This window comes from Paracoccus sp. Ld10, from assembly GCF_045064235.1.
GTDB lineage: Bacteria > Pseudomonadota > Alphaproteobacteria > Rhodobacterales > Rhodobacteraceae > Paracoccus.
Genome location: NZ_JBISHD010000027.1, coordinates 271,351 through 294,680, shown reverse-complemented (window position 1 = coordinate 294,680; position 23,330 = coordinate 271,351). Strand labels below are relative to the sequence as shown.

The following is a 23,330-nucleotide window of genomic DNA, read 5'->3' as shown; positions in this document are numbered from 1 at the left end:
CATAATCTTCAACATCAATGTGAGGGCGTTTCATCATGCATCTGGAACTGCGCCATCTGCGCACCGTGCATGCCATCCACGAACAGGGCGGTCTGGCCCGCGCCGCCGAGGTGCTGAACATCACGCAAAGCGCGCTGTCCCATCAGGTCAAGGCGCTGGAGGAACAGTCAGGCACCCAGCTGTTCGTGCGGCCCGCCAAGCCCATGCGCCTGTCCGCCGCGGGCATGCGCCTGTTGCGGCTGGCCGAACAGGTCCTGCCGCTGGTCGCCGCGACCGAGGCCGAGTTCAAGGGCGTCGAGGCCGGACGCATCGGGCGGCTGCACATCGCGATGGAATGCCACGCCTGTTTCGACTGGCTGCTGCCGGTGCTGGACATCTTTCGCCGCGCCTGGCCCGACGTGGACGTGGACATCCGCCAACGGCTGGCATTCGGCGCGCTGCCCGCGCTGGTGCGCGAGGAGGTTGACCTGGTGATTTCGTCGGACCCCGAAGATCTGGCGGGCGTCACGTTCCAGCCGCTGTTCGATTACGCGCCGACGCTGGTGGTGCCCGCGGGCCATCCGCTGGTGGCCAAGGGCCATGCCGATCCGGCCGATCTGGCGGGGGAAACGCTGATCACCTATCCGATGGACCGCGCGCGGTTGGATGTGTTCAGCCAGTTCCTGACCCCCGCGGGCATCGAGCCCGCGCGCCAGCGCACGGTCGAGCTGACCGCGGTGGCGCTGATGCTGGTCGCGTCCGGGCGGGGCGTCGCGGTCATGCCGGACTGGGTCCTGCGGCGCGAGGCGGCGAACCCGGAACTGGTCCTGCTGCCCCTTGGCGCGCAGGGGATCCGGCGGCGCCTGTACGCGGCGGTGCGGTCGGGCGACCTGTCGCAGCCTTACATGGCGCATGTCCTGCGGCTGTCGCGCACCGAACCCCTGCGGATGCTGCGCGGCCCGTCCAGCTGACCGGGCGCGTGATGCTTGGCATTCCGGCGCGTCTGCCCTATGACGCGCCAACCCCAATTCCCGGAGCACCCGATGGCAAGCGCCAATCTGAACGTGATGATCAAGGCCGCCCGCAAGGCGGGTCGCGCCCTCGTCAAGGACTTTCGCGAGGTCGAGAACCTTCAGGTCAGCGTCAAGGGCGCCGGCGATTTCGTCACCCGCGCCGACCGCGAGGCCGAACGCCTGATCAAGGAAGAACTGATGACCGCCCGCCCCAGCTATGGCTGGCTGGGAGAGGAAACCGGCGGGACCGACGGCGACGACCCCACCCGCCGCTGGATCGTCGATCCGCTGGACGGGACCACCAACTTTCTGCACGGCCTGCCGCATTGGGCCGTCAGCATCGCGCTGGAGCACAAGAAAGAGATCGTCGCCGCGGTCATCTTTGACGCCGCCAAGGACGAGCTGTTCGTGGCTGAAAAGGGCACCGGCGCCTATATGAACGACCAGCGCCTGCGCGTGTCGGGCCGCACCAAGCTGTCCGAATCGGTGTTTTCCACCGGGATCCCGCATGCCGGCACCGGGCCGCTGCCCGCGATGATCCAGGATTTAGCGCAACTGATGCCCGTCTGTGCGGGCGTGCGCGGGTTCGGGTCGGCGGCGCTGAACCTGGCCTATGTCGCCGGGGGCCGGTTCGACGGCTATTGGGAACGCGGCACGAAATCCTGGGACGTGGCCGCGGGCATCCTGATGGTGCGCGAGGCCGGCGGTTTCGTCCACGGCATCCGCGAAGGCGACGACCCGCTGGAATCGGGGCGCATCGTGGCCGCGAACCCCACGCTGCTGGAGCCGTTCGCCAAGGTCATCCGCGCCCGCGACTAGACCGCAACAGGTCGGGGTTGCGTATCGTGCAACCCTGACCCTTGCTTGACCTTGCCCGGACGGGGGCGCAACAGGGGCCGACCCCTGAAAGCGCCCACCCATGTCCGACGACCGACCCTCTCCGCCCTATGCCGCATCCGCCGCCGTTGCGGCGCCGCCCCCGGTCCCGCCGCAGGGGCAGGTCCCCGTCCGCGACCGGACCGGTCTGGCCATCGCGATGATGTGCGCGGTCAGCCTGATATTCGCCTTTCAGGACGTGTTTTCACGCATTCTGGGCGGGGGCTATCCCCCGGTGCTGATCGTGATGATCCGGTACTGGGTGTTCGCGCTGTTCGTGATCGCGTTGGTCGCACGCCAGCCGGGCGGCTTGAGGCGCGCCATCCGCACCAAGCGTCCCCTGACCCAGATCGCCCGCGGCGTGATCCTGGCACTCGAGGTGCTGATCATGGTCGAGGCCTTTGTCCGTCTTGGCCTGATCGAAACGCATGCGGTCTTTTCCGTCTATCCGCTGCTGGTCGCGGCGCTGTCTGGGCCGGTCCTGGGTGAAAAGGTCGGTTGGCGACGCTGGACCGCGATCGCGGTGGGGTTCGCGGGCATCATCGTGATCCTGAACCCCGGCGGCGGGGTGATCAGCGCAACCGCCCTGCTGCCGTTTGCGGCCGCACTGATGTTTGCACTGTACGGCCTGCTGACGCGGCACGTGTCGCGCGACGATCCGGCCATGGTCAGTTTCTTCTGGACCGGCGTGTCTGGGGCGGTGGCGATGACGCTGGTTGGGATCTGGGACTGGCAATGGCTGGCGCCGATGGACTGGGTCTGGATGGCCTGCCTGTGCGCCTGCGGCATGACCTCGCATTACCTGATGATCCGCAGCTATGAGATGGCCGAGGCGTCGGCCCTGCAGCCATTCGGCTATACCCAGCTGGTCTGGGTCAGCATTCTGGGCGTGTTCCTGTTCAACGAGACGCTGCGTGCCAATGTGGTGGCGGGCGCGTGCATCGTGGTCGCGGCCAGCCTGTTCACTCTGTGGCGACAGCGGACCCGGTCGCGTTGATCCAGCCTGCGGGCAGGCGCGGACCGACAAAGGGCTTGGGCCGCGGCGGCGCGGACAGGGCCAGCGTCAGGCGCGCGGGCGGGGGCGGTACCGCGCCGCCGCCCGACAGGTCCCACCGGGTGACGACCGGGGCGGGCACCCCGTGGATGCGCGCGCGATAGATCGGCAGCGCCTCGGCCACGCGCATGACATAGTTGCGGGTTTCGTCGAACGGGATCAGCTCGACCCAGTCGACGGGGTCGGCGTCGCGGCGCAGATCGCCGAAATCCTCCAGCCAGCGCGCAGACCGCCCCGGCCCGGCATTGTAGCCCGCCGCGATCAGTGCCACCGAGGGACCGAACCGGTCGGCCAGATCGATCAGGTATTGCGACCCGATCCGCGCATTATAGCTGGCATCGCTCGACAGGCGGCCCAGGTCATAGGGCATGCCGATCTGGCGGGTGACCTGTTCGGCGGTTCCGGGCATGACCTGCATCAGCCCCTGCGCGCCCACCGAGCTGCTGGCGGTGTAATTGAATTCCGATTCCTGACGCGCGATGGCCATGACCAGTTCGGGGGGCGGGCCCAAGTCCTCGCGCTCCAGCCCCGTCAGGGGGAAATGCGCGACAGGCCAGATCACGCCCTGATTGGCCGATTGCTTGGCCAGGCGCAGGCCGTGCCAAGGGGTCCCGGCCTCGTACATCAGGCGCGACATGCGGGCGATGTCGTCGGGGGTCGCGGTTTCCGCCAGATGCAGCAGGAACCGTTGCGCGTCATCGCGGCGGCCGCTGGCAACCAGCCACAGCCCGGCGCGAAAGATCGCGTTCTCGCGCAGCGCACTGCCGCGCCAGTCGGGCAGGCTGTCGATGGCCGCGTCGGCCACGGCGTAATCGGCGGGCAGGGTGCGGCCGACCTTTTCCATCGCCAGTTGGCCGTAATAGGTGCCGGGCAGGTCGGCGGCGGCGTCGAACGCGGTGCGGGCGGCGTCGGCGTCGCCCAGGGCATCATGTGCACGGCCCTGCCAGTATAGGGCGCGAGATGTGCTGATCGCGGCACCGACAACGGTTTCAAGGTGGTCGAAATGGGTCAGCGCACGAGCCGGATCGCCGGTTTTGAGCGCGGCAAAGCCCGCCAGCCATTCCAGATCGGCATAATGGCGGTTGTCGGGCGTCAGGAAATGCGGGCTTGCCAGCCGCAGCGCGCGGTCCCAATCGCCGTTCCGCATGGCCAGACGGGCGTAATCCACCCGCATCGACGCCCACCGCGCCGGAACACGCAGGGCATCCGCGCTGGTCGAGGATTCGAGCAGCAGGGATTGCGCCCCGTTATGCTGTTTCGCGGCCACGCGCCAATCGAACCGGTCCATCGCCAACCCCGGATCGGCGCGCTGATCCGCAGGCAGCGCCAGGATTAGGTCGTCGACGCCCCCGCGCCCGGCCTGCACGGCGATCCGGGCGCGGGGCAGGGGGCGGTCGGTATCGGGCAGGCGCGCCAGCAGGCGTTCGGCCTGGGCCCATTCGCCCGTATCCAGCATCGCGGTGACGCGCGCGGGGATCAGGGGCAGCAGTTCGGGAAAGGCGGCCAGCAGGGCGGCCTCGTCCGCGGCCTGCAGGGGCTGGGCGGTAAAGAATGCCGCGCGGGTCCGGGTGGCGTCGGCATCGGGCAGGATCGCGGTCAGCGCGTTCAGCCCGGCCCGCGTGGTCGGGCGGCGCCCGTCGAACCACAGGCGGATGTCGTCGGGATCGGCGCCGGGGCGCAGGCGCGCCTCTCCGCGCTGGATCAGCAGGTCCAGGCCGGGCCAGTCGGGATGATTGCGCAGAAAGGCCGCGTAATCGGCAAAATCGCCATGGCCCGCGCGCAGGGCGTGCCAGCCGACCAGCGCCTCGCCCAAGGGGCCTGCGGCGCGGGCAGCGTTGCGGGCGGTCACCCAGTCCTGAACCTGGGTCGCGGCCAGCGCCAGCGCCATCGCGCCCGGATCCTCGGCCCGCGCGGGCAGGGTCAGGGGAAGGGCCAGCAGGCCGGCCATCATCATGTCACGCAGAAGTCGCATCACCACCCTGTGTCACCGTCAAACGCCCCGCGCGCAATTCACAACCTTGGCAAGTTCGCGGCCCTTGGTTAGGGAGGACCGCATAATTGCCTGCTTTCACCAAGGATCATCATGGAGCGTGTCATGTTCAAAGGGTCGATGCCAGCCCTCGTCACGCCGTTCACCCCGGACGGCGAGCTGGATCTGGACACGCTGCAAAAGCTGGTCGAATGGCATATCGATCAGGGCAGTCACGCGCTGGTCCCCGTCGGCACCACCGGCGAAAGCCCGACCCTGACCCATGACGAGCATCGCACCGTCATTGAGGAGGTCGTGCGTGCGGTGAATGGCCGCGTGCCGGTCATCGCCGGGGCCGGGTCCAATTCGACACGCGAGGGCATCGGCCTGCTGCAGCACGCGGCCAGCGTGGGTGCGGATGCGGGTCTGGTCGTGACGCCCTATTACAACAAGCCGACGCAGGCGGGGCTGATCGCGCATTATACCGCACTGACGGATGCCTGCGACCTGCCGATCATCATCTATAACATTCCGGGGCGGTCGGTCGTGGACATGATGCCCGAAACGATGGGGGTGCTGGCGCGCATCCCGTCGATCATCGGGGTCAAGGACGCGACTGGAAAGCTGGAGCGGGTCAGCTGCCAGCGCATGACCTGCGGGGCGGATTTCATCCAGCTGTCCGGAGAGGACGCAACGGCCCTGGGATTCAACGCGCATGGCGGCGTGGGCTGCATCAGCGTGACCGCGAACGTCGCGCCGCGCCTGTCCGCGCAGTTCCAGGAGGCCACGCTGCGCGGCGATTACGCGGCGGCGCTGGAGATTCAGGACCGGCTGATGCCGCTGCACCTGGCGATCTTTGTCGAGCCGGGTCTGGTGGGGGCGAAATACGCCATGTCGCGTCTGGGCCTGTGCAACGAACGGGTGCGCCTGCCGTTGACACCGCTGACCGAACCGACGCGGCACCTGATCGATGCGGCGCTGGAGCATGCCGGACTGATCTGATCTGCGTCCCGCGACGGGCGGGGGGCCAGCCCCCCGCACCCCCCGGTGTCGCGCCGTGCCGGTGCCTTAGCTGAGACCCAGACCGGCCCGCATCATCATCCGGCGCACCGGCGCCATCCCGTACAACCCCCCAAGAGCCGCGGCGCGCAGGTCGCGCAGCGGGCGCATCTGTGCCTGGCTGGCGCGGTTCAGCGCGTCGATGGCCAAGATGCGCGCATAGGCGTCGGGTCGGCGCGTCCGGTTATAGCGTGTCAGGCTGTCGGCGCTGCCCGGTTCGGCGCGGCTGAAGTCCAGCAGGGCGGAGAGGTCGGCCAGGCTCATGTTGAGGCCCTGCGCGCCGATGGGGGGCAGGACATGGGCGGCCTCGGCGATCAGGGCGGTGCTGGGGCCGGAAAAGCGGTCGGCGATCTGGCTGACGATGGGCCAGGATGTCAGCGGCGTGGCCGCGCGCAAATGGCCCAGCACCCCGGCCGAGCGGTCATTCAGCGCATCCTCGAATGCCCGTGCGGGCAGGGCTGCCAGCGCGTCGATGGCAGCAGAATCGTCCATCCAGACGACTGCCGATCCGGGTTGTCCGCCGCGGTCGGGCAGTGGGACCAGCGTGAAGGGCCCGCCAGTGCGGTGCACCTCGGTCGAGACGTTGTGATGGGGTTGGTCATGCGTGACGGCAAAGGCCAGCGCCTTTTGCCCATAGCGCCAAGTCCGCGTACCGATGCCCAAGGCGCTGCGGACGGTCGAATCGCGCCCGTCCGCGCCGATCAGCAGGCGCGCGCGCAGGCGGCGACCGTCGGTCAGGGTCACGATCGCGCCTTCGGACCGGGGCAGGACCGTGGCGGTGGCGGTGTCGTGGATCACCCGGACCGAGGGCAGGGCGTTGATGCGCGTCATCAGTTCGCGCCGCATCAGCCAGTTGGGCAGGTTCCAGCCAAAGGGTTGGTCGCCGATTTCGGCGGCATTAAAGTCGCGCGTCAGGCGCGGGGTGGCCGCGGCACCGCCTGCATCGACGATGCGCATAACCTGCAGCGCGGTGGCGTGGGGGGCAAGATGTTCCCACAACCCGATGCGTTCGAACAGCGCGACCGACGGCATCAGGAACGCGGTGGAGCGCAGGTCTGCGCCTGTCGCGCCCTCCTCGGTCACCGGGGGGGCGGGGTCGACGCAGAGGACCGAGAACCCTTGAGCCCCGAAGGCGCAGGTGGCGATCAGCCCGGCCAGCCCGCCGCCCGAGATCAGAATGTCGATGTCATCGATGCGCGTGTCGGTCATGGCATGCCCTTTCGGTTCGCGCCCAGACTGCCCTGCGGCGCGGGCGGGGGAAAGGGGCGGCGCTGTCGCAGTCAGACCAGCGCGCGCAGAAACCCGGTCAGGTCGTGGGTGCGGTGCTGGACATGGGGCCCGACCGCGCCGGTCAGTGCATCAGGGCCATGGCGGCCGTCGCCGACCAGCACGGTGCGCATGCCCAGATCATGCGGCACGATCAGGTTGCGGGGGTCGTCCTCGAAGAAGGCGGCGTTGCGGGGGTCGATGCCGGACGCGGCCAGGATGGGTGCATAGGCGCGGGGGTCGGGTTTGGGGTGAAAGCCCGATTCTTCGATGCCATAGACGGCGTCGAACAGATCCTCGGGCAGGGCGCGGGCGGCCAGCACGCGGCGGGCGTATCCCGCATCGCCGTTGGTGTGGATGATCCGTCGCCCCGGCAGGGCGGCGATGGCGGCGGCAAGGTCGGGGTCCGGTTCCAGCACCGAAAAATCGATGTCGTGCACGTCGGCCAGATAGGCCGCGGGATCGATCTGGTGTTCGTCCATCAGCCCCGCCAGCGTGGTGCCGTGCAGCCGCCAGTAATCGGCGCGCAGACGGTTGGCATGATCCTGCGGCACGTCCAGCGTGCGCATCATCCAGGCGGTCATCCGCACCTCGATCTGCGCAAACAGCTGCGCCTCGGGCGGGTAGAGGGTGTTGTCCAGATCAAAGATCCAGCCGGTGACATGCGAAAAATCCATGGCAGAGGCATAGCTTGCGCGCTGGCCGCTTGCAATTCGGGCCCGCAGGGCCAATCGTTGCGCCCATGAAAGACGCCTATTCCCTGATCCTGACCGCCATCGAGGGCGGCACCTATCGCCCCGGCGACCGGCTGGTCGAATCCGAGCTGGCCGAACGGTTCGGCGTCAGCCGCACCCCCGTGCGCGAGGCGCTGCAGCGGCTGGAGACACAGGCCATGCTGGTGCGCGACGGGCGCAGCCTGATCGTGGCGTCGCTGGACCACAACCAGCTGGCGGAACTGTATACCGTGCGGGCGGAGCTGGAGGCGCTGGCCGCGCGTCTGGCCGCCCGCCACGCCACCCCCGAGGAGGTGCGCGTCCTGGCCCAGATGGTCGAGGAGGACCGCCGCGCCAAGGGCGACCCCGAGGCGCTGGCCCGTGCCAACAAGCGGTTCCACCGGCAGCTTCACCTGGCGTCGCACAACCGCTATCTGGTGCAGCAGCTGGACCTGGTGCACCGGACCATGGCACTGATGGCGCGCACGTCGCTGGCGGCCGAGGGGCGGGGCGACACCGCGCTGGCGGAACATGGGCGCATCGTCGATGCGATCGCGGCGGGCGACGGGGCGGCGGCGGACAAGGCGCTGCGCCATCACATCTCGATCGCGTGGGAGACGCGGCTGAAGCTGGAGGCGCAGGCCAGTGGCTGAGCCGCGCCTGATCCTGACACAGGCCGACATCGACGAGGGTTGCGCGCATCTGGCGGCCAACTGTCCGGTCTGGGCGCGGGTGCTGCCCGAACTGGGCCCGCTGCCGCTGCGCCGCCAGCCGGACGGGTTCGCGGCGATGGCGCAGGCCATCGTGGGCCAGCAGGTGTCGGTCGCGGCGGCGGCGGCGATCTGGGGACGGCTGCAGGCGGCGGGGCTGGACCATCAGGCGACATTGCGCGACGCCGACGACGACACGCTGCGCGCGGCGGGGCTGTCGCGGCCCAAGGCGCGCTATCTGCGGGGCATCGCCGCGGCGGGGCTGGACTGGGACGGTTTGCGCGATCTGCCCGACGAACGGGCCATTGCCGACCTGGTCGCGCTGCCGGGCATCGGGGTCTGGACCGCCGAGATCTATCTGATGTTCGCGCTGGGCCGCAGGGACGTCTTTGCGGCGGGCGACCTGGCGTTGCAGGAGGCCGCGCGCGGCATGTACGGCCTGCCGGAACGGCCCGGCCCCGCGGCGCTGCGGGTGCTGGCCGAACCGTGGCAGCCGTGGCGCGCGGTTGCGGCGCGGGGGCTGTGGGCCTATTACCGCTGGGCCAAAGGACGCGAGGGAATATCATGACCGAACCGCTGCAATCCGCCCGCCGGGGCCCCGAAAAGGCCGGATCGGTCGTCGTGTTTCTGCACGGCTACGGGGCCGACGGGACCGACCTGCTGGGCCTGTCGGAACCGCTGGCGCCGCATCTGCCCACGACGGCCTTTTACGCGCCGGACGCGCCGGAACCGTCGCGCAACAATCCGATGGGATACCAGTGGTTCCCGATCCCTTGGCTGGATGGGTCGTCCGAGGTCGACGCCCGTATCAGCATGGGCCAGTCCCTGACCGCGCTGAACGCGTTTCTGGATACCGTGCTGGCCGCAGAGGCACTGACCCCCGACCGGATGGTGCTGGTGGGCTTTTCCCAAGGCACGATGATGGCGCTGCACGTGGCGCCGCGCCGCGACGAGGCGGTGGCGGGCGTCGTCGGGTTTTCGGGCCGCCTGCTGACCCCCGAGGTGCTGGCGGACGAGGCCTGGGTCAAGCCGCCGGTCCTGTTGATCCACGGCGATCAGGACGAGGTCGTGCCGTTTGACGACATGGCATTGGCCGGGCAGGCCCTGCAGGAGGCCGGGTTCACCGTCTATGGCCATGTCATGGAGGGAACCGGGCATGGCATCTCTCCAGACGGATTGTCGGTCGCGTTGGCGTTCCTGAAGGAGCACCTGGCCGACTGATCGGCGGGGCGTCACGCCGGTGTCACCGTATGCGGGTATGGGATGGTGCGTCGGGAATAGATGCGGGGGCTTGCCAGATTGCCGCCGCCAGATATAGTCGACGCGACGGATCTGACGGGCGCCCCGGTCAACCCCATGGGGCAGACGGGAAGGCACTATGCTGGACGACCATCACCACCCCGACTTTCGAACGCAGTTCGTGCGCGAACCGGCCAATCTGCGCCACTATCCGGCGCTGGTGCTGAACGCCGATTATCGGCCGCTGTCCTATTATCCGCTGTCCTTGTGGCCGTGGCAGGAGGCGATCAAGGCGGTGTTCCTGGACCGGGTGACGATCATCGCCGAATACGACCACGAGGTCCGAAGCCAGCGACAGGCGTTCCGCATCCCATCCGTGGTGGTGCTGAAAGATTTCGTCCGACCCCAGAAGCGCGTGGCATTCACGCGCTTCAATCTTTTTCTGAGGGACGAATTCTGTTGCCAGTACTGTGGCGCCAAGGGGGACCTGACATTCGATCACGTCGTGCCGCGGTCGCGCGGCGGGATCACCAGCTGGGAGAACGTGGTCGCGGCCTGTTCGCCCTGCAACCTGAAAAAGGCCAATCGCAGCCTGCGTCATTCCGGCATGCATCTGCGAAAGCCCGCGCGTCAGCCGTCTGCCGTCGAGATGCATGCGATCGGACGGCGTTTTCCGCCGAACCACCTTCACGACAGCTGGATGGATTATCTGTATTGGGACGCGGAACTGGACAGCTGACCGATCAGCCGTCGTGGTCGTGACGATCGCGGTTGTTCAGATGGACCAGCACGGCACCGCTGAGCGCAAGCAGCAGAAACGCCACCGGCGGCACGCCCGCCGACAGTCCCGCCCACAGCGTCACCGCGGCGGCCAGGATCGTCACGGCGATCAACGCAAGGAAATGGGTCAGCGGCATGGAACACTCCTTCTCCTGTGGGTCAATATGGGCCTGCCGAGGCGGGTTGGAAAGACCATGTGAAGAATCCGCGACGTTTTGACGGATGCGGGGCGATATCACGCCGAACTGGCCGCAGCCTTGAACGCCCCCATCCGGTGCCGTAGATCAGGGGCAGAGGACGACCTCCCCCTGTCGGGCTGAGACCTCCGGGACGGCCCGGATCATTCGGAGAGTTCAGCCATGCCATGGCTTTTTCTGACGGCGGCCGGTGTGCTGGAAATCGTCTGGGCGACGGCGATGAAATATTCGGCGGGCTTTACCCGGCCCGTCCCCACCATCGGGATGATCGCCGGCATGGCCGCGTCCTTCTGGCTGTTGGCCATGGCGATGCGGTCCTTGCCCCTGGGCACGGCCTATATGGTGTGGTCCGGCATTGGCGCGGTCGGCAGTTTCATTGTTGGCGTTGCGTTTCTGGCCGAGCCGGCGACCGCGATGCGGATGGCGGCGGCAGGGTTGATCATTGCGGGAATCGTGGTGATGAAGATCGCGTCTTGATGCGGCGCGGGTTGCGTCCCGCGACGGCCGGGGGCGCTGCGCCCCCCGGACCCCCCGCCTGCCACGGCATGCGCTGCCGACAGAAAACCGCGAAATTCCGGCGCCGGGGGTAATTTCCTTCCGCGCAAAGGGGTGATAGACGCAATGCCAGCCAAAGGAGATCCATCATGCCCGCCTATCGTTCCCGCACCACCACCCATGGCCGCAACATGGCCGGCGCACGTGGCCTGTGGCGCGCGACGGGCGTGAAGGACGGTGATTTCGGCAAGCCGATCATCGCCATCGTCAACAGCTTTACCCAATTCGTCCCGGGCCATGTCCACCTGAAGGATCTGGGTCAGCTGGTCGCGCGCGAGGTCGAGGCGGCAGGTGGCATCGCCAAGGAATTCAACACGATCGCGGTCGATGACGGCATCGCCATGGGTCATGACGGCATGCTGTATTCGCTGCCCTCGCGCGAGATCATCGCCGATTCGGTGGAATACATGGTCAACGCGCATTGCGCCGACGCGATGGTTTGCATCAGCAACTGCGACAAGATCACGCCGGGCATGCTGATGGCGTCGCTGCGCCTGAACATCCCCACGGTCTTTGTGTCCGGTGGCCCGATGGAGGCCGGCAAGGTCGTGCTGCAGGACGGTCGGGTCAAGGCGCTGGATCTGGTCGACGCCATGGTCGCGGCAGCCGACGATTCGGTGTCCGAGACGGATCTGGAGGCGATCGAACAGGCAGCGTGCCCGACATGCGGATCCTGTTCGGGCATGTTCACGGCCAATTCGATGAACTGCCTGACCGAGGCTTTGGGCCTGTCCCTGCCGGGCAACGGATCGACCCTGGCCACCCACGCGGACCGCAAACGCCTGTTCGTCGAGGCCGGCCATCTGATCGTCGATCTGGCAAAGCGCCACTATGATGGTGATGATTTTACCGTATTGCCGCGCAACGTCGCCAGCTTTGCCGCGTTCGAGAATGCGATGACGCTGGACATCGCGATGGGCGGGTCGACCAACACCGTCCTGCACCTGCTGGCCGCAGCGCATGAGGCCGAGATCGATTTCACCATGTCCGACATCGACCGCCTGTCGCGCAAGGTGCCGGTCCTGTGCAAGGTCGCCCCGGCCAAGGACGACGTACACATGGAGGACGTTCACCGCGCGGGCGGCATCATGGCCATCCTGGGCCAGCTGGACCGTGCGGGGCTGTTGGACACATCCGTTGGGAGTGTCCATTCCGGAACGCTGGCGCAGGCGCTGGACCGGTGGGACGTGTCGCGTACGACCGCCGCGTCGGTGCATGATTTCTTTCGGGCGGCGCCGGGCGGGGTGCCGACCCAGACCGCGTTTTCGCAGTCGAACCGTTATGACGACGTGGATCTGGACCGCGAGGGCGGGGTGATCCGGTCGGCAGAACATGCGTTTTCCCGCGATGGCGGGCTGGCCGTTCTGTACGGTAATCTGGCCGAGGACGGTTGCATCGTGAAGACCGCGGGCGTGGACGAATCGAACCTGACATTCGAGGGCCCTGCGCATATCTTTGAAAGCCAGGATGACAGCGTCAGCGCCATCCTGACCGGCAAGGTCAAGGCCGGAGAGGTCGTGCTGATCCGGTACGAAGGGCCGCGCGGTGGGCCGGGGATGCAGGAGATGCTGTACCCGACCAGCTATCTGAAATCCAAGGGGCTGGGCAAGGAATGCGCGCTGGTGACCGACGGGCGTTTTTCAGGCGGATCGTCGGGGCTGTCGATTGGCCATGTCTCGCCCGAGGCGGCCGAGGGCGGCACGATCGGTCTGGTCGAACAGGGCGACCTGATCCGTATCGACATCCCCAACCGCAAGATCGAGCTGGTCGTGGATGACGCGACCCTGGCAGCGCGCCGCGCCACCCGCGACGCCGAAGGGTGGAAGCCCGCCAAGCCGCGCAAGCGCAAGATCACCACTGCGCTGCGCGCCTATGCGTCGATGACGACCAGCGCGGCCAAGGGCGCGGTTCGGGTGATCCCGGACTGAGGCCTGCGCCTCAGCCCAACGGGCCGGGGCGGCGTTCCTCGGACAGCATCACGTTCGCCTCGACCTGACCCACGCCGGGCAGGGTCATGATGCGCCGGCGCAGGATGCGTTCGAAATCGCTGATGTCGCGGGCGGTGATTCGCAGGCGATAGTCGAACTGGCCCAGCACGTGCTGGACCAGCTGCACCTCGGGGATGGCGGTGACGGCGCGCTCGAAATCCTCGAGGCCCGTGCGGCCTTTGGCGGCCAGCTTTATCCCCAGGAACACGGTCACCCCGAACCCCAAAGCAGCCGGGTCCAGCACCACGCGCCGCCCGGCGATCACGCCCTGATCCGTCAGGCGCCGGATGCGCCGCCAGGTCGCCGGCTGGCCGATGCCTATCGTGCGACCGATATCGGCGGCGCTGGTGGTCGCGTCGCGTGCCAGCACGCGCAGGATGGCCAGATCGGTCGCATCCAGATCGGTCACAGAGCCAGATCCTCGCTGTCCTTGATGGTCGCGACCAGCATCAGCGCGTCCAGTTCGGCGATATGCGGCAGGGTCAGGATGCGGTCGCGATAGACCTGCTGCCAATGCGCCATGTCGCGTGCAATCACCGATGCGCGCCAATCGACGCTGCCCAGAAAGGACTGGATCTCGATCACCTCGGGGACCTCGCGCAGGGCGGCGACGAACTCGTCAAAAGCGCGGGGGTTGGTCTTGTCCAACGTAAAGCGCAGGCTGACCTCGACCGCCCAGCCCATCGCGCGCCAGTCGATCCGCGCCTGCACGCCGCGCAGCACGCCCGCCTCGCGCAGGCGTTCCATCCGGCGCCACAGGCTGGCGGTGGTGACGCCCGCGCGTTCGGCAAGCGTGGCATTGGCAGCAGCCGGATCGGCCAGAAGCTGACGCAGAATGCGGCGATCGGTGGGGTCGGGCATGAATATCATGACAACCGGCATAACAGCGCATGATCTTTTCGGAAAGAGGTCAGATCATCGGTCGTTCGCATGGGTTTTCTGGCGCCCGGTGCGCTAGAACGATGTCAGCAAATCGAAAGGACTTTCCCATGCGCGTTTACTATGACCGCGATTGCGACGTGAACCTGATCAAGGACGCCAAGGTTGCAATCCTGGGCTATGGCAGCCAGGGCCATGCCCATGCGCTGAACCTGCGTGACAGCGGTGCAAAGAACGTCGTCGTCGCCCTGCGCGAGGGCAGCCCGTCGGCCAAGAAGGCTGAAGGCGAGGGTCTGAAGGTCATGGGCATCGCCGAGGCCGCGGCGTGGTGCGATGTCATCATGTTCACCATGCCGGACGAACTGCAGGCAGAGACCTACAAGAAATACGTCCATGACAACCTGCGCGAAGGCGCGGCGATCGCCTTTGCCCACGGCCTGAACGTGCATTTCGGCCTGATCGAGCCCAAGCCCGGCGTCGATGTCATCATGATGGCACCCAAGGGTCCCGGCCACACCGTCCGCGGCGAATACACCAAGGGCGGCGGCGTGCCCTGCCTGGTCGCGGTGCACCAGAACGCGTCGGGCAAGGCGATGGATATCGGCCTGTCCTATTGCTCGGCCATTGGTGGCGGGCGTTCGGGGATCATCGAGACCAACTTCCGCGAGGAATGCGAGACCGACCTGTTCGGTGAGCAGGCTGTCCTGTGCGGTGGTCTGGTCGAACTGATCCGCATGGGCTTTGAGACGCTGGTCGAGGCTGGCTATGAGCCCGAAATGGCTTATTTTGAGTGCCTGCACGAGGTCAAGCTGATCGTCGACCTGATCTATGAAGGCGGCATCGCCAACATGAACTATTCGATCAGCAACACGGCCGAATTCGGCGAATATGTCAGCGGCCCGCGCATCCTGCCCTATGACGAGACCAAGGCACGGATGAAGGCGGTTCTGACCGATATCCAGACCGGCAAGTTCGTTCGTGATTTCATGATCGAGAATGCTGTCGGCCAACCGTCGTTCAAGGCGACCCGTCGCATCAACGACGAGCACCAGATCGAAAAAGTCGGGGCCAAGCTGCGCGAAATGATGCCGTGGATCAGCAAAGGCAAGATGGTCGACAAGGCCCGCAACTGATCTGCGGACCCGTCATTTTGGAAAGCCCGGGCAGTGCCCGGGCTTTTTTCATTTCGCCAGCTTGTCTTGCGTCTGGGTCTGGAAATCGGACGCGGCGTGACGTTCATGCAGCTGTCTGGACGGATCACCCGACGTCGCGTTGACCATGATGCCGCGCTGAACCGCGGGACGTTTTGCAATTTCGGCCTGCCAGCGATGCACGTTGGTATAGCTGGCAACATCCAGGAATGTCGCCGAATCGCCATAGGCACCGCCGGTGACCAGGCGCCCGTACCACGGCCAGATGGCCATATCGGCGATCGTGTAATCGTCGCCGGCCACGAAACGGTTATCTGCCAGACGCTTGTCCAGCAGGTCCAGCTGACGTTTGACCTCCATCGCAAAGCGGTCGATCGCATATTCGATCTTGATCGGCGCATAAGCGTAGAAATGCCCAAAGCCACCGCCCAGGTACGGGCCCGCGCCCATCTGCCAGAACAGCCAGTTCAGCGTCTCGGTCCGCGCCGCCGGATCGGTCGGCAGAAAGGCCCCGTACTTTTCCGCCAGATACAGCAGGATGGACCCGGATTCGAACACCCGCTGCGGGGGGGTGACCGAATGGTCCATCAGCGCGGGTATCTTGCTGTTGGGGTTCGCTGCGACAAAGCCGCTGCCGAATTGATCGCCGTCCCCGATCTTGATCAGCCAGGCGTCGTATTCGGCGTCGTGGCCTGCCTCCAGCAGCTCCTCCAACAGGATGGTGACCTTTTGCCCGTTGGGCGTGGCCAGCGAATACAGCTGCAGCGGATGCTCACCGACAGGCAGGTCGCGGTCGTATTGCGCACCGGCTGTGGGTTTGTTGATGCTGGCGAACTGGCCGCCGTTTTCCTTGCCCGGGGTCCAGACCTTGGGCGGGGTATAGTCATCACTCATCGGGGATGTCCTGTCATTGCGTCGGGTCAAAGATGTGTGCGGCAGCGCGGAACATCAACAGGGGGTTGCGATGTTCTGTTTATGTTCTATAATTGCCGTATGCTTCCGCCACGCCATCCCGACCAGCGTCTCAAGGCCCGTGGGGCCGACTCCCGCCCCGCCGGGCGGTACGAACATCAGGTCCGCACACGCGAATCAGACGACTGGGACATTGTCGAGGACCAGACCCTGCTGCGAACAGAGGTGACGGTCGAACATCCGCGCAGCATCATCACACGCAACACCTCTCCGGACATCAGCTTTGACCGGTCGATCAACCCCTATCGGGGCTGCGAACATGGCTGCATCTATTGCTATGCCCGGCCCAGCCACGCCTGGCTTGGTCTGTCGCCGGGCTTGGACTTTGAGACCAGGATCACGGCCAAGCCCGACGCGGCCGTGTTGTTGGCGCGCGAACTGGCGCGGCCCAGCTATCGCCCCGCGCCGATCGCACTGGGGACCAACACCGACCCCTATCAGCCGGTCGAGGCACGTCTGGCGATCATGCCGGGCATCTTGCGGGTGCTGCGCGATTGGAACCATCCGGTGACCTTGGTGACGCGTGGCCAGACGGTTCTGCGCGATCTGGATCTGTGGGCAGAGCTGGCGGCCCGCGATCAGGCGTCGGTTGGGGTCAGCATCACCACGCTGGATGCGGATCTGGCACGCGCACTGGAACCGCGCGCGCCTGCACCCCTGACGCGTCTGCGGATGATCCGCGAATTGTCACGGGCGGGTGTTCCCGTCCGGGTGATGGTCGCCCCGGTCATCCCCGTGCTGACCGAGCCGGAGATCGAGGCCATCCTGACCGCCGCCCGCGAGGCGGGCGCGACCACCGCCACGATGATCCCCCTGCGCCTGCCGCATGAGGTGGCGCCACTGTTCCGCGACTGGCTGGACCGGCACCGTCCCGGAATGGCCGCGCATGTGATGAACCGGGTGCAGGACATGCGCGGCGGGCGCGACAACGACCCGCGGTTCGGTCATCGATTTCGCGGAGAGGGTCTGCACGCCCAACTCGCGCACCAGCGGTTCCGGCTGGCGCGAACCCGGCTGGGTTATCGCACGGGCGGGCCGGCGCTGGACTGTTCGCGGTTCGGGCCGCCGCCGCAGGCCGGGGATCAGCTGTCGCTGTTCTAGTGGCGGCGGTCGTCCTCGCCGCAGCTGCTGAACGCGCCCAGCAATGCGGTGATCCGGTCCAGCGCGGGGCGGGGACCGCGTGGGCGCGTTTCCAGTGCTTCGTGCATGGCCTGCAGATGTTCGGGCATGGTCCCGCAACAACCGCCGATGATCCGCACGCCCAGATCGCGTGCCAGACAGGCGTAATCGGCCATCAGGGCGGGCGTGCCGTCGTGATGGATATGGCCGTCGTGCAGATGCGCCACGCCCGCGTTGCCTTTGGCGATGGTCGGGCGCTCGTTGCCCGAGGCCGCGAAACCGGTGACGGACCGCAACAGATCTGACGCGCCGACGCCGCAATTGGCGCCATAGGCCACGGGTGGGTTGGACAGACGCTCGACCGCGGCGGCCAGCTGGCCGGGCGTCACGCCCATGATCGTACGACCCGCGGTGTCAAAGCTGAGGCTGCCGCACCACGCCATGCCGACAAGGCGCGCGGCCTCTGCGGCGGCGCGCAGTTCCTCCAGCGAGGACAGGGTTTCCACCCACAGGATGTCCGCGCCCCCGTCGCGCAGCGCCTCGGCCTGTTCGTGAAACATCTGCACGGCGCGGGCATGGGTCAGCCTGCCCATCGGGGCCATGAATTCACCACTGGGGCCCATGCTGCCGGCGACGATGACGGTGCGCCCGGCGCGATCGGCCTGATCACGGGCGATCTCTGCTGCGCGGCGGTTCAGTTCGGTGACGCGGCCAGCGGCGCCGTGGCGGGCCAGGCGGCTGGCATTGGCACCAAAGCTGTTCGTGAGGAACAGGTCGGACCCGGCCTCGATCGCGCTGCGGTGCAGGGTGGCGATACGCTCGGGATGGGTGGCGTTCCAGATTTCGGCCGGGGTGTCGGCGTTCAGACCCATGTTGAACAGGGCGGTCCCGGTCGCGCCGTCGGCCAGCACATGCGGGCGGGTCTGCAGCATCAGGGACAGCGCGTCGGTCATCACCAGTTCCTTGGGCACCGGCAGCGGGGCCGGGGCAATGTCGGGTCCAGTCATCAGGTCCATGTCGGGATGTGTCACAGCAAGGGCGATTTTGACAGGAACGAATGAAAAACCGCGCCGGTTTCCCGGCGCGGCAAAAAAGTCTGCGTCTGATCGGACAGGATCAGTCGCGGTCGCGGTCGTCGCTTTCGCCGTCATCGGCGCCGCCGATGTCGTCGAACAGTTCGGCGATCTCGAACTCGGCCTCGGCGTCTGCTTCGGCGGCCATGTCCTGGATGGACTTGCCCTGCGCCTGCAGTTCTGCCTCTTCGGCGGAACGAGCGACGTTCATGGTGATCGTTGCCTCGACTTCCGGGTGCAGCACGACGGCAACGTCATGCAGGCCCAGATCCTTGATCGGCTCACGCAGGACGACCGATTTGCGGTCGACGGTGAAACCGGCCTCGGTCGCGGCGTCGGCGGCATCACGCGTGGTGACCGAACCGTACAGCGCGCCCGAATCGGATGCGGAACGGATGACCACAAAGGTCTGGCCGTCCAGCTTGTCCGCGATCTTCTGGGCTTCGGCCTTCGACTCCGCGTTGCGGGTCTCCAGTTGCACCTTTTGACCTTCGAACGCCTTGATGTTGGCTTCCGACGCGCGCATCGCCTTGCCCTGGGGCAGGAGATAGTTGCGTGCAAAGCCTTGCTTGACGTTCACGACTTCGCCCATCTGGCCCAGCTTGGCCACACGTTCCAGCAGGATGACTTGCATCGTTCAGGTCTCCTTACTTGATGACATAGGGCAGCAGGGCCAGGAAACGCGCGCGCTTGATGGCACGGGCCAGCTCGCGTTGTTTCTTGGCCGAGACGGCGGTGATGCGCGAGGGCACGATCTTGCCGCGTTCGCTGATATAGCGCTGCAGCAGGCGGGTGTCCTTGTAGTCGATCGCAGGTGCGTTATCGCCCGAGAACGGGCAGACCTTGCGACGACGGAAGAAGGGTTTGTTGGCCATTCGTCAGATCCTCTCAGTTCCGCTCGCGGCGTTCGCCGCGGTCGCCGCCACGATCACCACGGTCGCCGCGATCGCGGTCGCCACGGTCGGGACGGTCGCCCCGGGGACGGTCGCCACGGTCACCGCGCTCGCCACGCTCTTCGCGCTTCTGCATCTGGACCGAGGGGCCCTCCTGATGCTCGTCCACGCGGATGGTCATCACGCGCATCACGTCATCATGCAGGCGGGCCAGGCGTTCCATTTCCAGCACGGCGCCCGAGGGGGCGTCGGTGCGCAGGAAGGCATAGTGGCCCTTGCGGTTCTTGTTGATCTTGTAGGCCAGGGTGCGCACACCCCAGTATTCATGCTCTACGACCTTGCCGCCGTTATCGGCGAGTACGGTCGAGAAGTGTTCGATCAGCCCTTCGGCCTGCGTGTTCGACAGGTCCTGGCGGGCGATCAGCACATGCTCGTACAGAGGCATGGCGATCCTTTCGGTTTGAATGCGCATTTCATCGACGGGCCGTCCCTTCCGCACCCGTCACGAGAGGCTGCGCCGTTACAGTCAAGCATAGGCGGAAGGATGGCGTGTCATAGCAGCGAACCGCGTGGATGCAAGGGTTTTCGCCCCCGTGGGCGTCTGCCGCCCCTTGCGCCTGCCCCTGCGCGCGGCCAATCTGGCCGCCGGCACGGCAGGCCGGCATGACAAGGGGTGACCACGATGGCGCTGGAAGATGCAAAGACCCAGGTGGATCAGGCGTTTACCCGCGACAGCCTGCGGGGGCTGTCCTTCGAGAACGCGTTCGGCGGGGCCACCAGCTTTCTGCGCCGCCGTTATACCAAGGATCTGACCGGCGTCGATGTCGCGATCACGGGCATTCCGTTCGATCAGGCGGTGACCCACCGGCCGGGCACGCGGTTCGGGCCGCGTGCGATCCGCGAGGCGTCCAGCCTGCAGGCCTTCGATCCGCCCTATGGCTGGGGCTATGACCCGATGGCGGTGCTGGATGTCGTGGATTACGGCGACATGGCGTTCGATTACGCTAATGTCCGCGAGGTGCCCGCCCGGATCGAGGCGCATGTCGGCGCGATCCTGGACGCGGGTGCGGCACCGATCACCCTGGGGGGCGATCACTTCATCACGCTGCCGATCCTGCGCGCGGTCGCGGCGCGGCGGGGGCCCGTGGCGCTGATCCAGTTCGACGCGCATTCCGACACCTGGGTCGATGACGATCCGGACCGGATCGATCATGGCACATTCCTGTACAAGGCGATCCGGGCGGGGATCGTGGACCGGGCGGCCAGCGTGTCGATAGGCATCCGCACGGACAACCCCGACACCCTGGGCGTGACCATCCTGGATGCACCGTCGGTGCATCGGGACGGGATCGACGCGACGCTGGCGCGGGTGCGCGCGGTGGTGGGCGACAGGCCGTGTTACGTGACATTCGACATCGACGCGCTGGACCCGGCGTTTGCGCCAGGCACCGGCACGCCCGTCTGGGGCGGTCTGGCCAGTTGGCAGGCGGCGGCGCTGTTGCGCGGGCTGGCGGGGATCGATCTGATCGGCGGCGACGTGGTCGAGGTGTCGCCGCCCTATGACACGACCGGGGCCACAGCGATCGCCGGCGCGCATGTCGCGCTGGAACTGATCGCGCTGTTCGGCTGGTCGCGGCGATGAATTGCGTCCCGCGCCGCGCCGGGGGGCTGCGCGCCCCCCGGACCCCCCCGGCGTCGCGCGGGGATGCGAGGACGCTTGTGCGGTCCGGGGTCGGGGGGTAAGCCGCATCCATGTTGCCCCAGGATCGCCTTGACCAGATCGCCGCCCGCTTCGAGTTTCTCGAGGCGCAGTTGAATGCAGGCCCCGCCGCCGACCAGATTGCCAAGATCAGCCGCGAATATGCCGAGCTGAAGCCCGTCGTGGCCCAGATCGACCGTTGGCGCGAGGCGCAGGACGGGTTGGTCGAGGCCCGCGCCCTGCTGACCGACCCCGAAATGCGCGATCTGGCCGAGGACGAGTTGCGCCGGTTGGACGGGTTGCTGCCGGCGTTGGAGCAGGATCTGCGGCTGGCGCTGTTGCCGCGCGATGCGGCGGATGCGCGTCCCGCGATTCTGGAGATCCGCCCCGGAACGGGGGGCGACGAGGCCGCGCTGTTCGCGGGCGATCTGCTGGAGATGTACCGTCGTCACGCAGAGGCGCAGGGCTGGCAGTTCCAGACGCTGGAGCTGACCCGGACCGAACTGGGCGGCATCAAGGAAGCCATCGCCCGGATCGAGGGAGAGGGCGTCTTTGCCCGCCTGAAATACGAATCCGGCGTGCACCGGGTGCAGCGCATTCCGTCGACCGAATCGGGCGGGCGGATCCATACCAGCGCGGCGACCGTCGCCGTCCTGCCCGAGGCCGCCGAGGACGTGGCGATCGACATTCCCGCCACCGACATCCGCATCGACACGATGCGCGCGTCCGGTGCAGGTGGCCAGCATGTGAACACCACCGATTCGGCCGTGCGCATCACCCACCTGCCCACCGGCATCGTCGTCACCAGCAGCGAAAAATCGCAGCATCAGAACCGCGCCAACGCGATGGCGGTGCTGCGCGCGCGTCTGTACGACATGCAGCGCGCCGCGGCCGATGCCGAACGGTCCGCCGACCGTCGCGCGCAGGTCGGCAGCGGCGACCGCAGCGAACGCATCCGCACCTATAATTATCCGCAGGGCCGCATGACCGATCACCGCATCAACCTGACGCTGTATGCTCTGGACCGGGTCATGGCCGGTGACCTGACCGAGATCATCGACGCCCTGACCGCCCATGATCAGGCCGCACGCCTGGCCGAGGCGCAATGAGGCTGTCGGACGCCCAGGCCCAGGGCACGGCGCTGTTGCGCGCGGCGGGCATCGCGGGCGCGTCGCGCGACGCCGACCGCATCCTGGCCGCCGTGCTGGAGATCGAGCCGGGCCAGCTGCGCATCACCGACGACCGCGCGCTGACCGACGATCAGGCCGGGCGCTTCAACCGCGGCATTGCGGCCCGTGCGATGCGTCAGCCTGTGGCCCAGATCACCGGTTTTCGCGATTTCTGGGCGCATCGTTTCAAGGTCACGCGCGACACGCTGGACCCCCGCCCCGAGACCGAGGCCCTGGTCGAGGCTGCGTTGGCGCGCCCCTGGCGGCGGGTGCTGGACCTGGGGACGGGGACGGGGGCGATCCTGATCTCTCTGTTGGCGGCACGGCCGGGGTCCACGGGGCTGGGCACCGACATTTCCGATGCGGCGCTGCAGGTGGCGCGGCACAATGCCCGTCGGATCGGCGTCGATGCGCGGTTCCGTCAGGCGGATTGGCTGGACGGGGTCGAGGGGCCGTTCGATCTGATCGTGTCGAACCCGCCCTATATCGCGGCGATTGAAATGGCGCTGCTGGACTCGGATGTGCGCGACTGGGAGCCACGTCAGGCCCTGACGGACGAAGGCGACGGCCTGGGCGCCTATCGCGTCATCGCGGCGGGCGTGCGCGGCCTGCTGTCCCCCGACGGTGCCGCGCTGGTCGAGATCGGCCCGACCCAGGGCGCGGCGGTCGCGGCGTTGTTCCAGGCGCAGGGCGCGCAGGTTCGCGTGATGCCCGATCTGGACGGGCGTGACCGGGTGGTGTTGGCCGATTTTGCACCCGCTGCGGCGGTTTGACGCCCGTTCCGGCGCATTCTGCGCAGTTTTCCCTTGTCTGGCCCGTCGTTGCATGGTTAGTCGGCAGCGTGCGACAGGCCCTTGCCGTCGCATAGGTCAGCCTGACAACTGCCGATACCAAAGGGGCGCATCTTTTGCGTCGCGGACGGGCAAGGCAAGGCTGAACGGAGTGGTCAAAGCCCCCGTATCCGTCCGACACCGCCG

Annotated in this window: 26 protein-coding genes; 15 read left to right on the top strand and 11 right to left on the bottom strand. The window is 67.2% G+C overall.

From position 1 onward, the window contains the following. Positions 1 to 35 precede the first annotated feature (35 nt). From ACJJVR_RS09780 to ACJJVR_RS09770, 3 genes are all read left to right on the top strand, one after another. Positions 36 to 950 (top strand): LysR family transcriptional regulator, encoded by a 915-nt coding sequence (locus ACJJVR_RS09780; protein ID WP_405404133.1) that lies wholly within the window; start codon positions 36 to 38, stop codon positions 948 to 950. A 72-nt stretch (positions 951 to 1,022) separates the two neighbouring features. Next, positions 1,023 to 1,811 (top strand): inositol monophosphatase family protein, encoded by a 789-nt coding sequence (locus tag ACJJVR_RS09775; RefSeq protein WP_405404132.1) that lies wholly within the window; start codon positions 1,023 to 1,025, stop codon positions 1,809 to 1,811. Between the two features lie 100 nt (positions 1,812 to 1,911). Next, the gene (locus tag ACJJVR_RS09770; protein ID WP_405404130.1) at positions 1,912 to 2,865 is read left to right on the top strand and encodes a DMT family transporter; all 954 of its coding nucleotides are present in this window, start codon (positions 1,912 to 1,914) and stop codon (positions 2,863 to 2,865) included. Here ACJJVR_RS09770 and ACJJVR_RS09765 read toward each other — a convergent pair. Next, positions 2,831 to 4,894, bottom strand: coding sequence for a lytic transglycosylase domain-containing protein (locus ACJJVR_RS09765; RefSeq protein WP_405404128.1), 2,064 nt, complete (start codon positions 4,892 to 4,894; stop codon positions 2,831 to 2,833). The two genes, ACJJVR_RS09770 and ACJJVR_RS09765, sit on opposite strands and share 35 nt — an antisense overlap. Positions 4,895 to 5,017: 123 nt before the next feature. Between ACJJVR_RS09765 and dapA the strand changes: the two genes are divergently transcribed. Then, entirely contained in the window at positions 5,018 to 5,893 is an 876-nt protein-coding gene (gene dapA / locus ACJJVR_RS09760) for a 4-hydroxy-tetrahydrodipicolinate synthase (protein WP_405404126.1), read from the top strand. 66 nt (positions 5,894 to 5,959) lie between these two features. Here dapA and ACJJVR_RS09755 read toward each other — a convergent pair whose 3' ends face one another. Together ACJJVR_RS09755 and ACJJVR_RS09750 are read right to left on the bottom strand one after the other, a co-directional pair. Further along, positions 5,960 to 7,159, bottom strand: coding sequence for a UbiH/UbiF family hydroxylase (locus tag ACJJVR_RS09755; RefSeq protein WP_405404124.1), 1,200 nt, complete (start codon positions 7,157 to 7,159; stop codon positions 5,960 to 5,962). Positions 7,160 to 7,230: 71 nt separating this feature from the next. Then, entirely contained in the window at positions 7,231 to 7,893 is a 663-nt protein-coding gene (locus ACJJVR_RS09750) for a pyrimidine 5'-nucleotidase (protein ID WP_405404123.1), read from the bottom strand. Positions 7,894 to 7,958: 65 nt separating this feature from the next. Here ACJJVR_RS09750 and ACJJVR_RS09745 point away from each other — a divergent pair, with 65 nt between their 5' ends. The 4 genes from ACJJVR_RS09745 (at position 7,959) to ACJJVR_RS09730 (ending at position 10,617) form a co-directional block, all read left to right on the top strand. Continuing rightward, positions 7,959 to 8,582 carry a GntR family transcriptional regulator gene (locus ACJJVR_RS09745; RefSeq protein WP_405404121.1) on the top strand — a complete coding sequence of 208 codons (624 nt, stop codon included), beginning with the start codon at positions 7,959 to 7,961 and terminating at the stop codon, positions 8,580 to 8,582. Then, positions 8,575 to 9,207, top strand: coding sequence for a DNA-3-methyladenine glycosylase family protein (locus ACJJVR_RS09740; RefSeq protein ID WP_405404120.1), 633 nt, complete (start codon positions 8,575 to 8,577; stop codon positions 9,205 to 9,207). The genes ACJJVR_RS09745 and ACJJVR_RS09740 overlap by 8 nt, the downstream gene beginning before the upstream one ends. Then, positions 9,204 to 9,860, top strand: coding sequence for an alpha/beta hydrolase (locus ACJJVR_RS09735; protein ID WP_405404118.1), 657 nt, complete (start codon positions 9,204 to 9,206; stop codon positions 9,858 to 9,860). Before ACJJVR_RS09740 ends, ACJJVR_RS09735 begins: the two co-directional genes overlap by 4 nt. A 157-nt stretch (positions 9,861 to 10,017) precedes the next feature. Then, positions 10,018 to 10,617: an HNH endonuclease gene (locus ACJJVR_RS09730; protein ID WP_405404116.1), complete on the top strand. Its 600-nt coding sequence runs from the start codon at positions 10,018 to 10,020 to the stop codon at positions 10,615 to 10,617. A 4-nt stretch (positions 10,618 to 10,621) separates the two neighbouring features. On the opposite strand, the gene ACJJVR_RS09725 is transcribed toward ACJJVR_RS09730, so the two are convergent. Then, entirely contained in the window at positions 10,622 to 10,795 is a 174-nt protein-coding gene (locus ACJJVR_RS09725; RefSeq protein WP_405404114.1) for a hypothetical protein, read from the bottom strand. Between the two features lie 222 nt (positions 10,796 to 11,017). On the opposite strand from ACJJVR_RS09725, the gene ACJJVR_RS09720 reads away from it, so the two are divergent. Both ACJJVR_RS09720 and ilvD read left to right on the top strand, forming a co-directional pair. Further along, positions 11,018 to 11,332, top strand: coding sequence for a DMT family transporter (locus ACJJVR_RS09720; protein WP_405404112.1), 315 nt, complete (start codon positions 11,018 to 11,020; stop codon positions 11,330 to 11,332). 167 nt (positions 11,333 to 11,499) lie between these two features. Next, positions 11,500 to 13,338, top strand: coding sequence for a dihydroxy-acid dehydratase (gene ilvD / locus ACJJVR_RS09715; protein ID WP_405404110.1), 1,839 nt, complete (start codon positions 11,500 to 11,502; stop codon positions 13,336 to 13,338). 10 nt (positions 13,339 to 13,348) lie between these two features. Here ilvD and ACJJVR_RS09710 read toward each other — a convergent pair whose 3' ends face one another. Continuing rightward, positions 13,349 to 13,807 carry an Lrp/AsnC family transcriptional regulator gene (locus ACJJVR_RS09710; RefSeq protein WP_405404108.1) on the bottom strand — a complete coding sequence of 153 codons (459 nt, stop codon included), beginning with the start codon at positions 13,805 to 13,807 and terminating at the stop codon, positions 13,349 to 13,351. After that, complete coding sequence (locus ACJJVR_RS09705) at positions 13,804 to 14,259, bottom strand: Lrp/AsnC family transcriptional regulator (RefSeq protein ID WP_405404106.1); 456 nt, start codon at positions 14,257 to 14,259, stop codon at positions 13,804 to 13,806. The genes ACJJVR_RS09710 and ACJJVR_RS09705 overlap by 4 nt, the downstream gene beginning before the upstream one ends. A gap of 128 nt (positions 14,260 to 14,387) precedes the next feature. Here ACJJVR_RS09705 and ilvC point away from each other — a divergent pair, with 128 nt between their 5' ends. After that, positions 14,388 to 15,410, top strand: coding sequence for a ketol-acid reductoisomerase (gene ilvC, locus ACJJVR_RS09700; protein ID WP_405404104.1), 1,023 nt, complete (start codon positions 14,388 to 14,390; stop codon positions 15,408 to 15,410). A gap of 48 nt (positions 15,411 to 15,458) precedes the next feature. Here the strand turns inward: ilvC and yghU are convergent, their stop codons facing one another. Further along, the gene (gene yghU, locus ACJJVR_RS09695) at positions 15,459 to 16,322 is read right to left on the bottom strand and encodes a glutathione-dependent disulfide-bond oxidoreductase (RefSeq protein WP_405404102.1); all 864 of its coding nucleotides are present in this window, start codon (positions 16,320 to 16,322) and stop codon (positions 15,459 to 15,461) included. 99 nt (positions 16,323 to 16,421) lie between these two features. Between yghU and ACJJVR_RS09690 the strand changes: the two genes are divergently transcribed. Continuing rightward, a complete protein-coding gene (locus ACJJVR_RS09690) occupies positions 16,422 to 17,501 on the top strand; it encodes a PA0069 family radical SAM protein (protein ID WP_405404099.1) in 1,080 nt (359 codons plus the stop codon). Here the strand turns inward: ACJJVR_RS09690 and bmt are convergent. The 4 genes from bmt to rpsF form a co-directional block, all read right to left on the bottom strand. Continuing rightward, the gene (gene bmt, locus ACJJVR_RS09685) at positions 17,498 to 18,472 is read right to left on the bottom strand and encodes a betaine--homocysteine S-methyltransferase (protein WP_405404445.1); all 975 of its coding nucleotides are present in this window, start codon (positions 18,470 to 18,472) and stop codon (positions 17,498 to 17,500) included. The genes ACJJVR_RS09690 and bmt overlap by 4 nt on opposite strands. Positions 18,473 to 18,635: 163 nt before the next feature. Next, positions 18,636 to 19,226, bottom strand: a complete 591-nt coding sequence (gene rplI, locus ACJJVR_RS09680; protein ID WP_405404097.1) for a 50S ribosomal protein L9 — start codon at positions 19,224 to 19,226, stop codon at positions 18,636 to 18,638. A gap of 13 nt (positions 19,227 to 19,239) precedes the next feature. Then, positions 19,240 to 19,467: a 30S ribosomal protein S18 gene (rpsR, locus tag ACJJVR_RS09675; RefSeq protein ID WP_131573965.1), complete on the bottom strand. Its 228-nt coding sequence runs from the start codon at positions 19,465 to 19,467 to the stop codon at positions 19,240 to 19,242. A 13-nt stretch (positions 19,468 to 19,480) separates the two neighbouring features. Then, positions 19,481 to 19,930, bottom strand: coding sequence for a 30S ribosomal protein S6 (gene rpsF / locus ACJJVR_RS09670; RefSeq protein WP_405404095.1), 450 nt, complete (start codon positions 19,928 to 19,930; stop codon positions 19,481 to 19,483). A gap of 237 nt (positions 19,931 to 20,167) precedes the next feature. Between rpsF and speB the strand changes: the two genes are divergently transcribed. The 3 genes from speB to prmC all read left to right on the top strand — a co-directional run bounded on the left by speB (position 20,168) and on the right by prmC (position 23,126). Continuing rightward, complete coding sequence (speB, locus tag ACJJVR_RS09665) at positions 20,168 to 21,127, top strand: agmatinase (protein WP_405404093.1); 960 nt, start codon at positions 20,168 to 20,170, stop codon at positions 21,125 to 21,127. Between the two features lie 110 nt (positions 21,128 to 21,237). Further along, the gene (prfA, locus tag ACJJVR_RS09660; protein ID WP_405404091.1) at positions 21,238 to 22,293 is read left to right on the top strand and encodes a peptide chain release factor 1; all 1,056 of its coding nucleotides are present in this window, start codon (positions 21,238 to 21,240) and stop codon (positions 22,291 to 22,293) included. Continuing rightward, complete coding sequence (gene prmC / locus ACJJVR_RS09655; protein ID WP_405404089.1) at positions 22,290 to 23,126, top strand: peptide chain release factor N(5)-glutamine methyltransferase; 837 nt, start codon at positions 22,290 to 22,292, stop codon at positions 23,124 to 23,126. The genes prfA and prmC overlap by 4 nt, the downstream gene beginning before the upstream one ends. The last annotated feature ends 204 nt before the right edge of the window (positions 23,127 to 23,330 follow it).

Excerpts from the sequence above, each read along its gene's own strand:
- ACJJVR_RS09780 (WP_405404133.1), top strand. The coding sequence starts at position 36 with ATGCATCTGGAACTGCGCCATCTGCGCACCGTGCATGCCATCCACGAA.
- ACJJVR_RS09775 (WP_405404132.1), top strand. The coding sequence starts at position 1,023 with ATGGCAAGCGCCAATCTGAACGTGATGATCAAGGCCGCCCGCAAGGCG.
- ACJJVR_RS09770 (WP_405404130.1), top strand. The coding sequence starts at position 1,912 with ATGTCCGACGACCGACCCTCTCCGCCCTATGCCGCATCCGCCGCCGTT.
- ACJJVR_RS09765 (WP_405404128.1), bottom strand. The coding sequence starts at position 4,894 with ATGCGACTTCTGCGTGACATGATGATGGCCGGCCTGCTGGCCCTTCCC.
- dapA (WP_405404126.1), top strand. The coding sequence starts at position 5,018 with ATGTTCAAAGGGTCGATGCCAGCCCTCGTCACGCCGTTCACCCCGGAC.
- ACJJVR_RS09755 (WP_405404124.1), bottom strand. The coding sequence starts at position 7,159 with ATGACCGACACGCGCATCGATGACATCGACATTCTGATCTCGGGCGGC.
- ACJJVR_RS09750 (WP_405404123.1), bottom strand. The coding sequence starts at position 7,893 with ATGGATTTTTCGCATGTCACCGGCTGGATCTTTGATCTGGACAACACC.
- ACJJVR_RS09745 (WP_405404121.1), top strand. The coding sequence starts at position 7,959 with ATGAAAGACGCCTATTCCCTGATCCTGACCGCCATCGAGGGCGGCACC.
- ACJJVR_RS09735 (WP_405404118.1), top strand. The coding sequence starts at position 9,204 with ATGACCGAACCGCTGCAATCCGCCCGCCGGGGCCCCGAAAAGGCCGGA.
- ACJJVR_RS09730 (WP_405404116.1), top strand. The coding sequence starts at position 10,018 with ATGCTGGACGACCATCACCACCCCGACTTTCGAACGCAGTTCGTGCGC.
- ACJJVR_RS09725 (WP_405404114.1), bottom strand. The coding sequence starts at position 10,795 with ATGCCGCTGACCCATTTCCTTGCGTTGATCGCCGTGACGATCCTGGCC.
- ACJJVR_RS09720 (WP_405404112.1), top strand. The coding sequence starts at position 11,018 with ATGCCATGGCTTTTTCTGACGGCGGCCGGTGTGCTGGAAATCGTCTGG.
- ilvD (WP_405404110.1), top strand. The coding sequence starts at position 11,500 with ATGCCCGCCTATCGTTCCCGCACCACCACCCATGGCCGCAACATGGCC.
- ACJJVR_RS09705 (WP_405404106.1), bottom strand. The coding sequence starts at position 14,259 with ATGCCCGACCCCACCGATCGCCGCATTCTGCGTCAGCTTCTGGCCGAT.
- ilvC (WP_405404104.1), top strand. The coding sequence starts at position 14,388 with ATGCGCGTTTACTATGACCGCGATTGCGACGTGAACCTGATCAAGGAC.
- yghU (WP_405404102.1), bottom strand. The coding sequence starts at position 16,322 with ATGAGTGATGACTATACCCCGCCCAAGGTCTGGACCCCGGGCAAGGAA.
- ACJJVR_RS09690 (WP_405404099.1), top strand. The coding sequence starts at position 16,422 with ATGCTTCCGCCACGCCATCCCGACCAGCGTCTCAAGGCCCGTGGGGCC.
- bmt (WP_405404445.1), bottom strand. The coding sequence starts at position 18,472 with ATGACCGACGCGCTGTCCCTGATGCTGCAGACCCGCCCGCATGTGCTG.
- rplI (WP_405404097.1), bottom strand. The coding sequence starts at position 19,226 with ATGCAAGTCATCCTGCTGGAACGTGTGGCCAAGCTGGGCCAGATGGGC.
- rpsR (WP_131573965.1), bottom strand. The coding sequence starts at position 19,467 with ATGGCCAACAAACCCTTCTTCCGTCGTCGCAAGGTCTGCCCGTTCTCG.
- rpsF (WP_405404095.1), bottom strand. The coding sequence starts at position 19,930 with ATGCCTCTGTACGAGCATGTGCTGATCGCCCGCCAGGACCTGTCGAAC.
- speB (WP_405404093.1), top strand. The coding sequence starts at position 20,168 with ATGGCGCTGGAAGATGCAAAGACCCAGGTGGATCAGGCGTTTACCCGC.
- prfA (WP_405404091.1), top strand. The coding sequence starts at position 21,238 with ATGTTGCCCCAGGATCGCCTTGACCAGATCGCCGCCCGCTTCGAGTTT.
- prmC (WP_405404089.1), top strand. The coding sequence starts at position 22,290 with ATGAGGCTGTCGGACGCCCAGGCCCAGGGCACGGCGCTGTTGCGCGCG.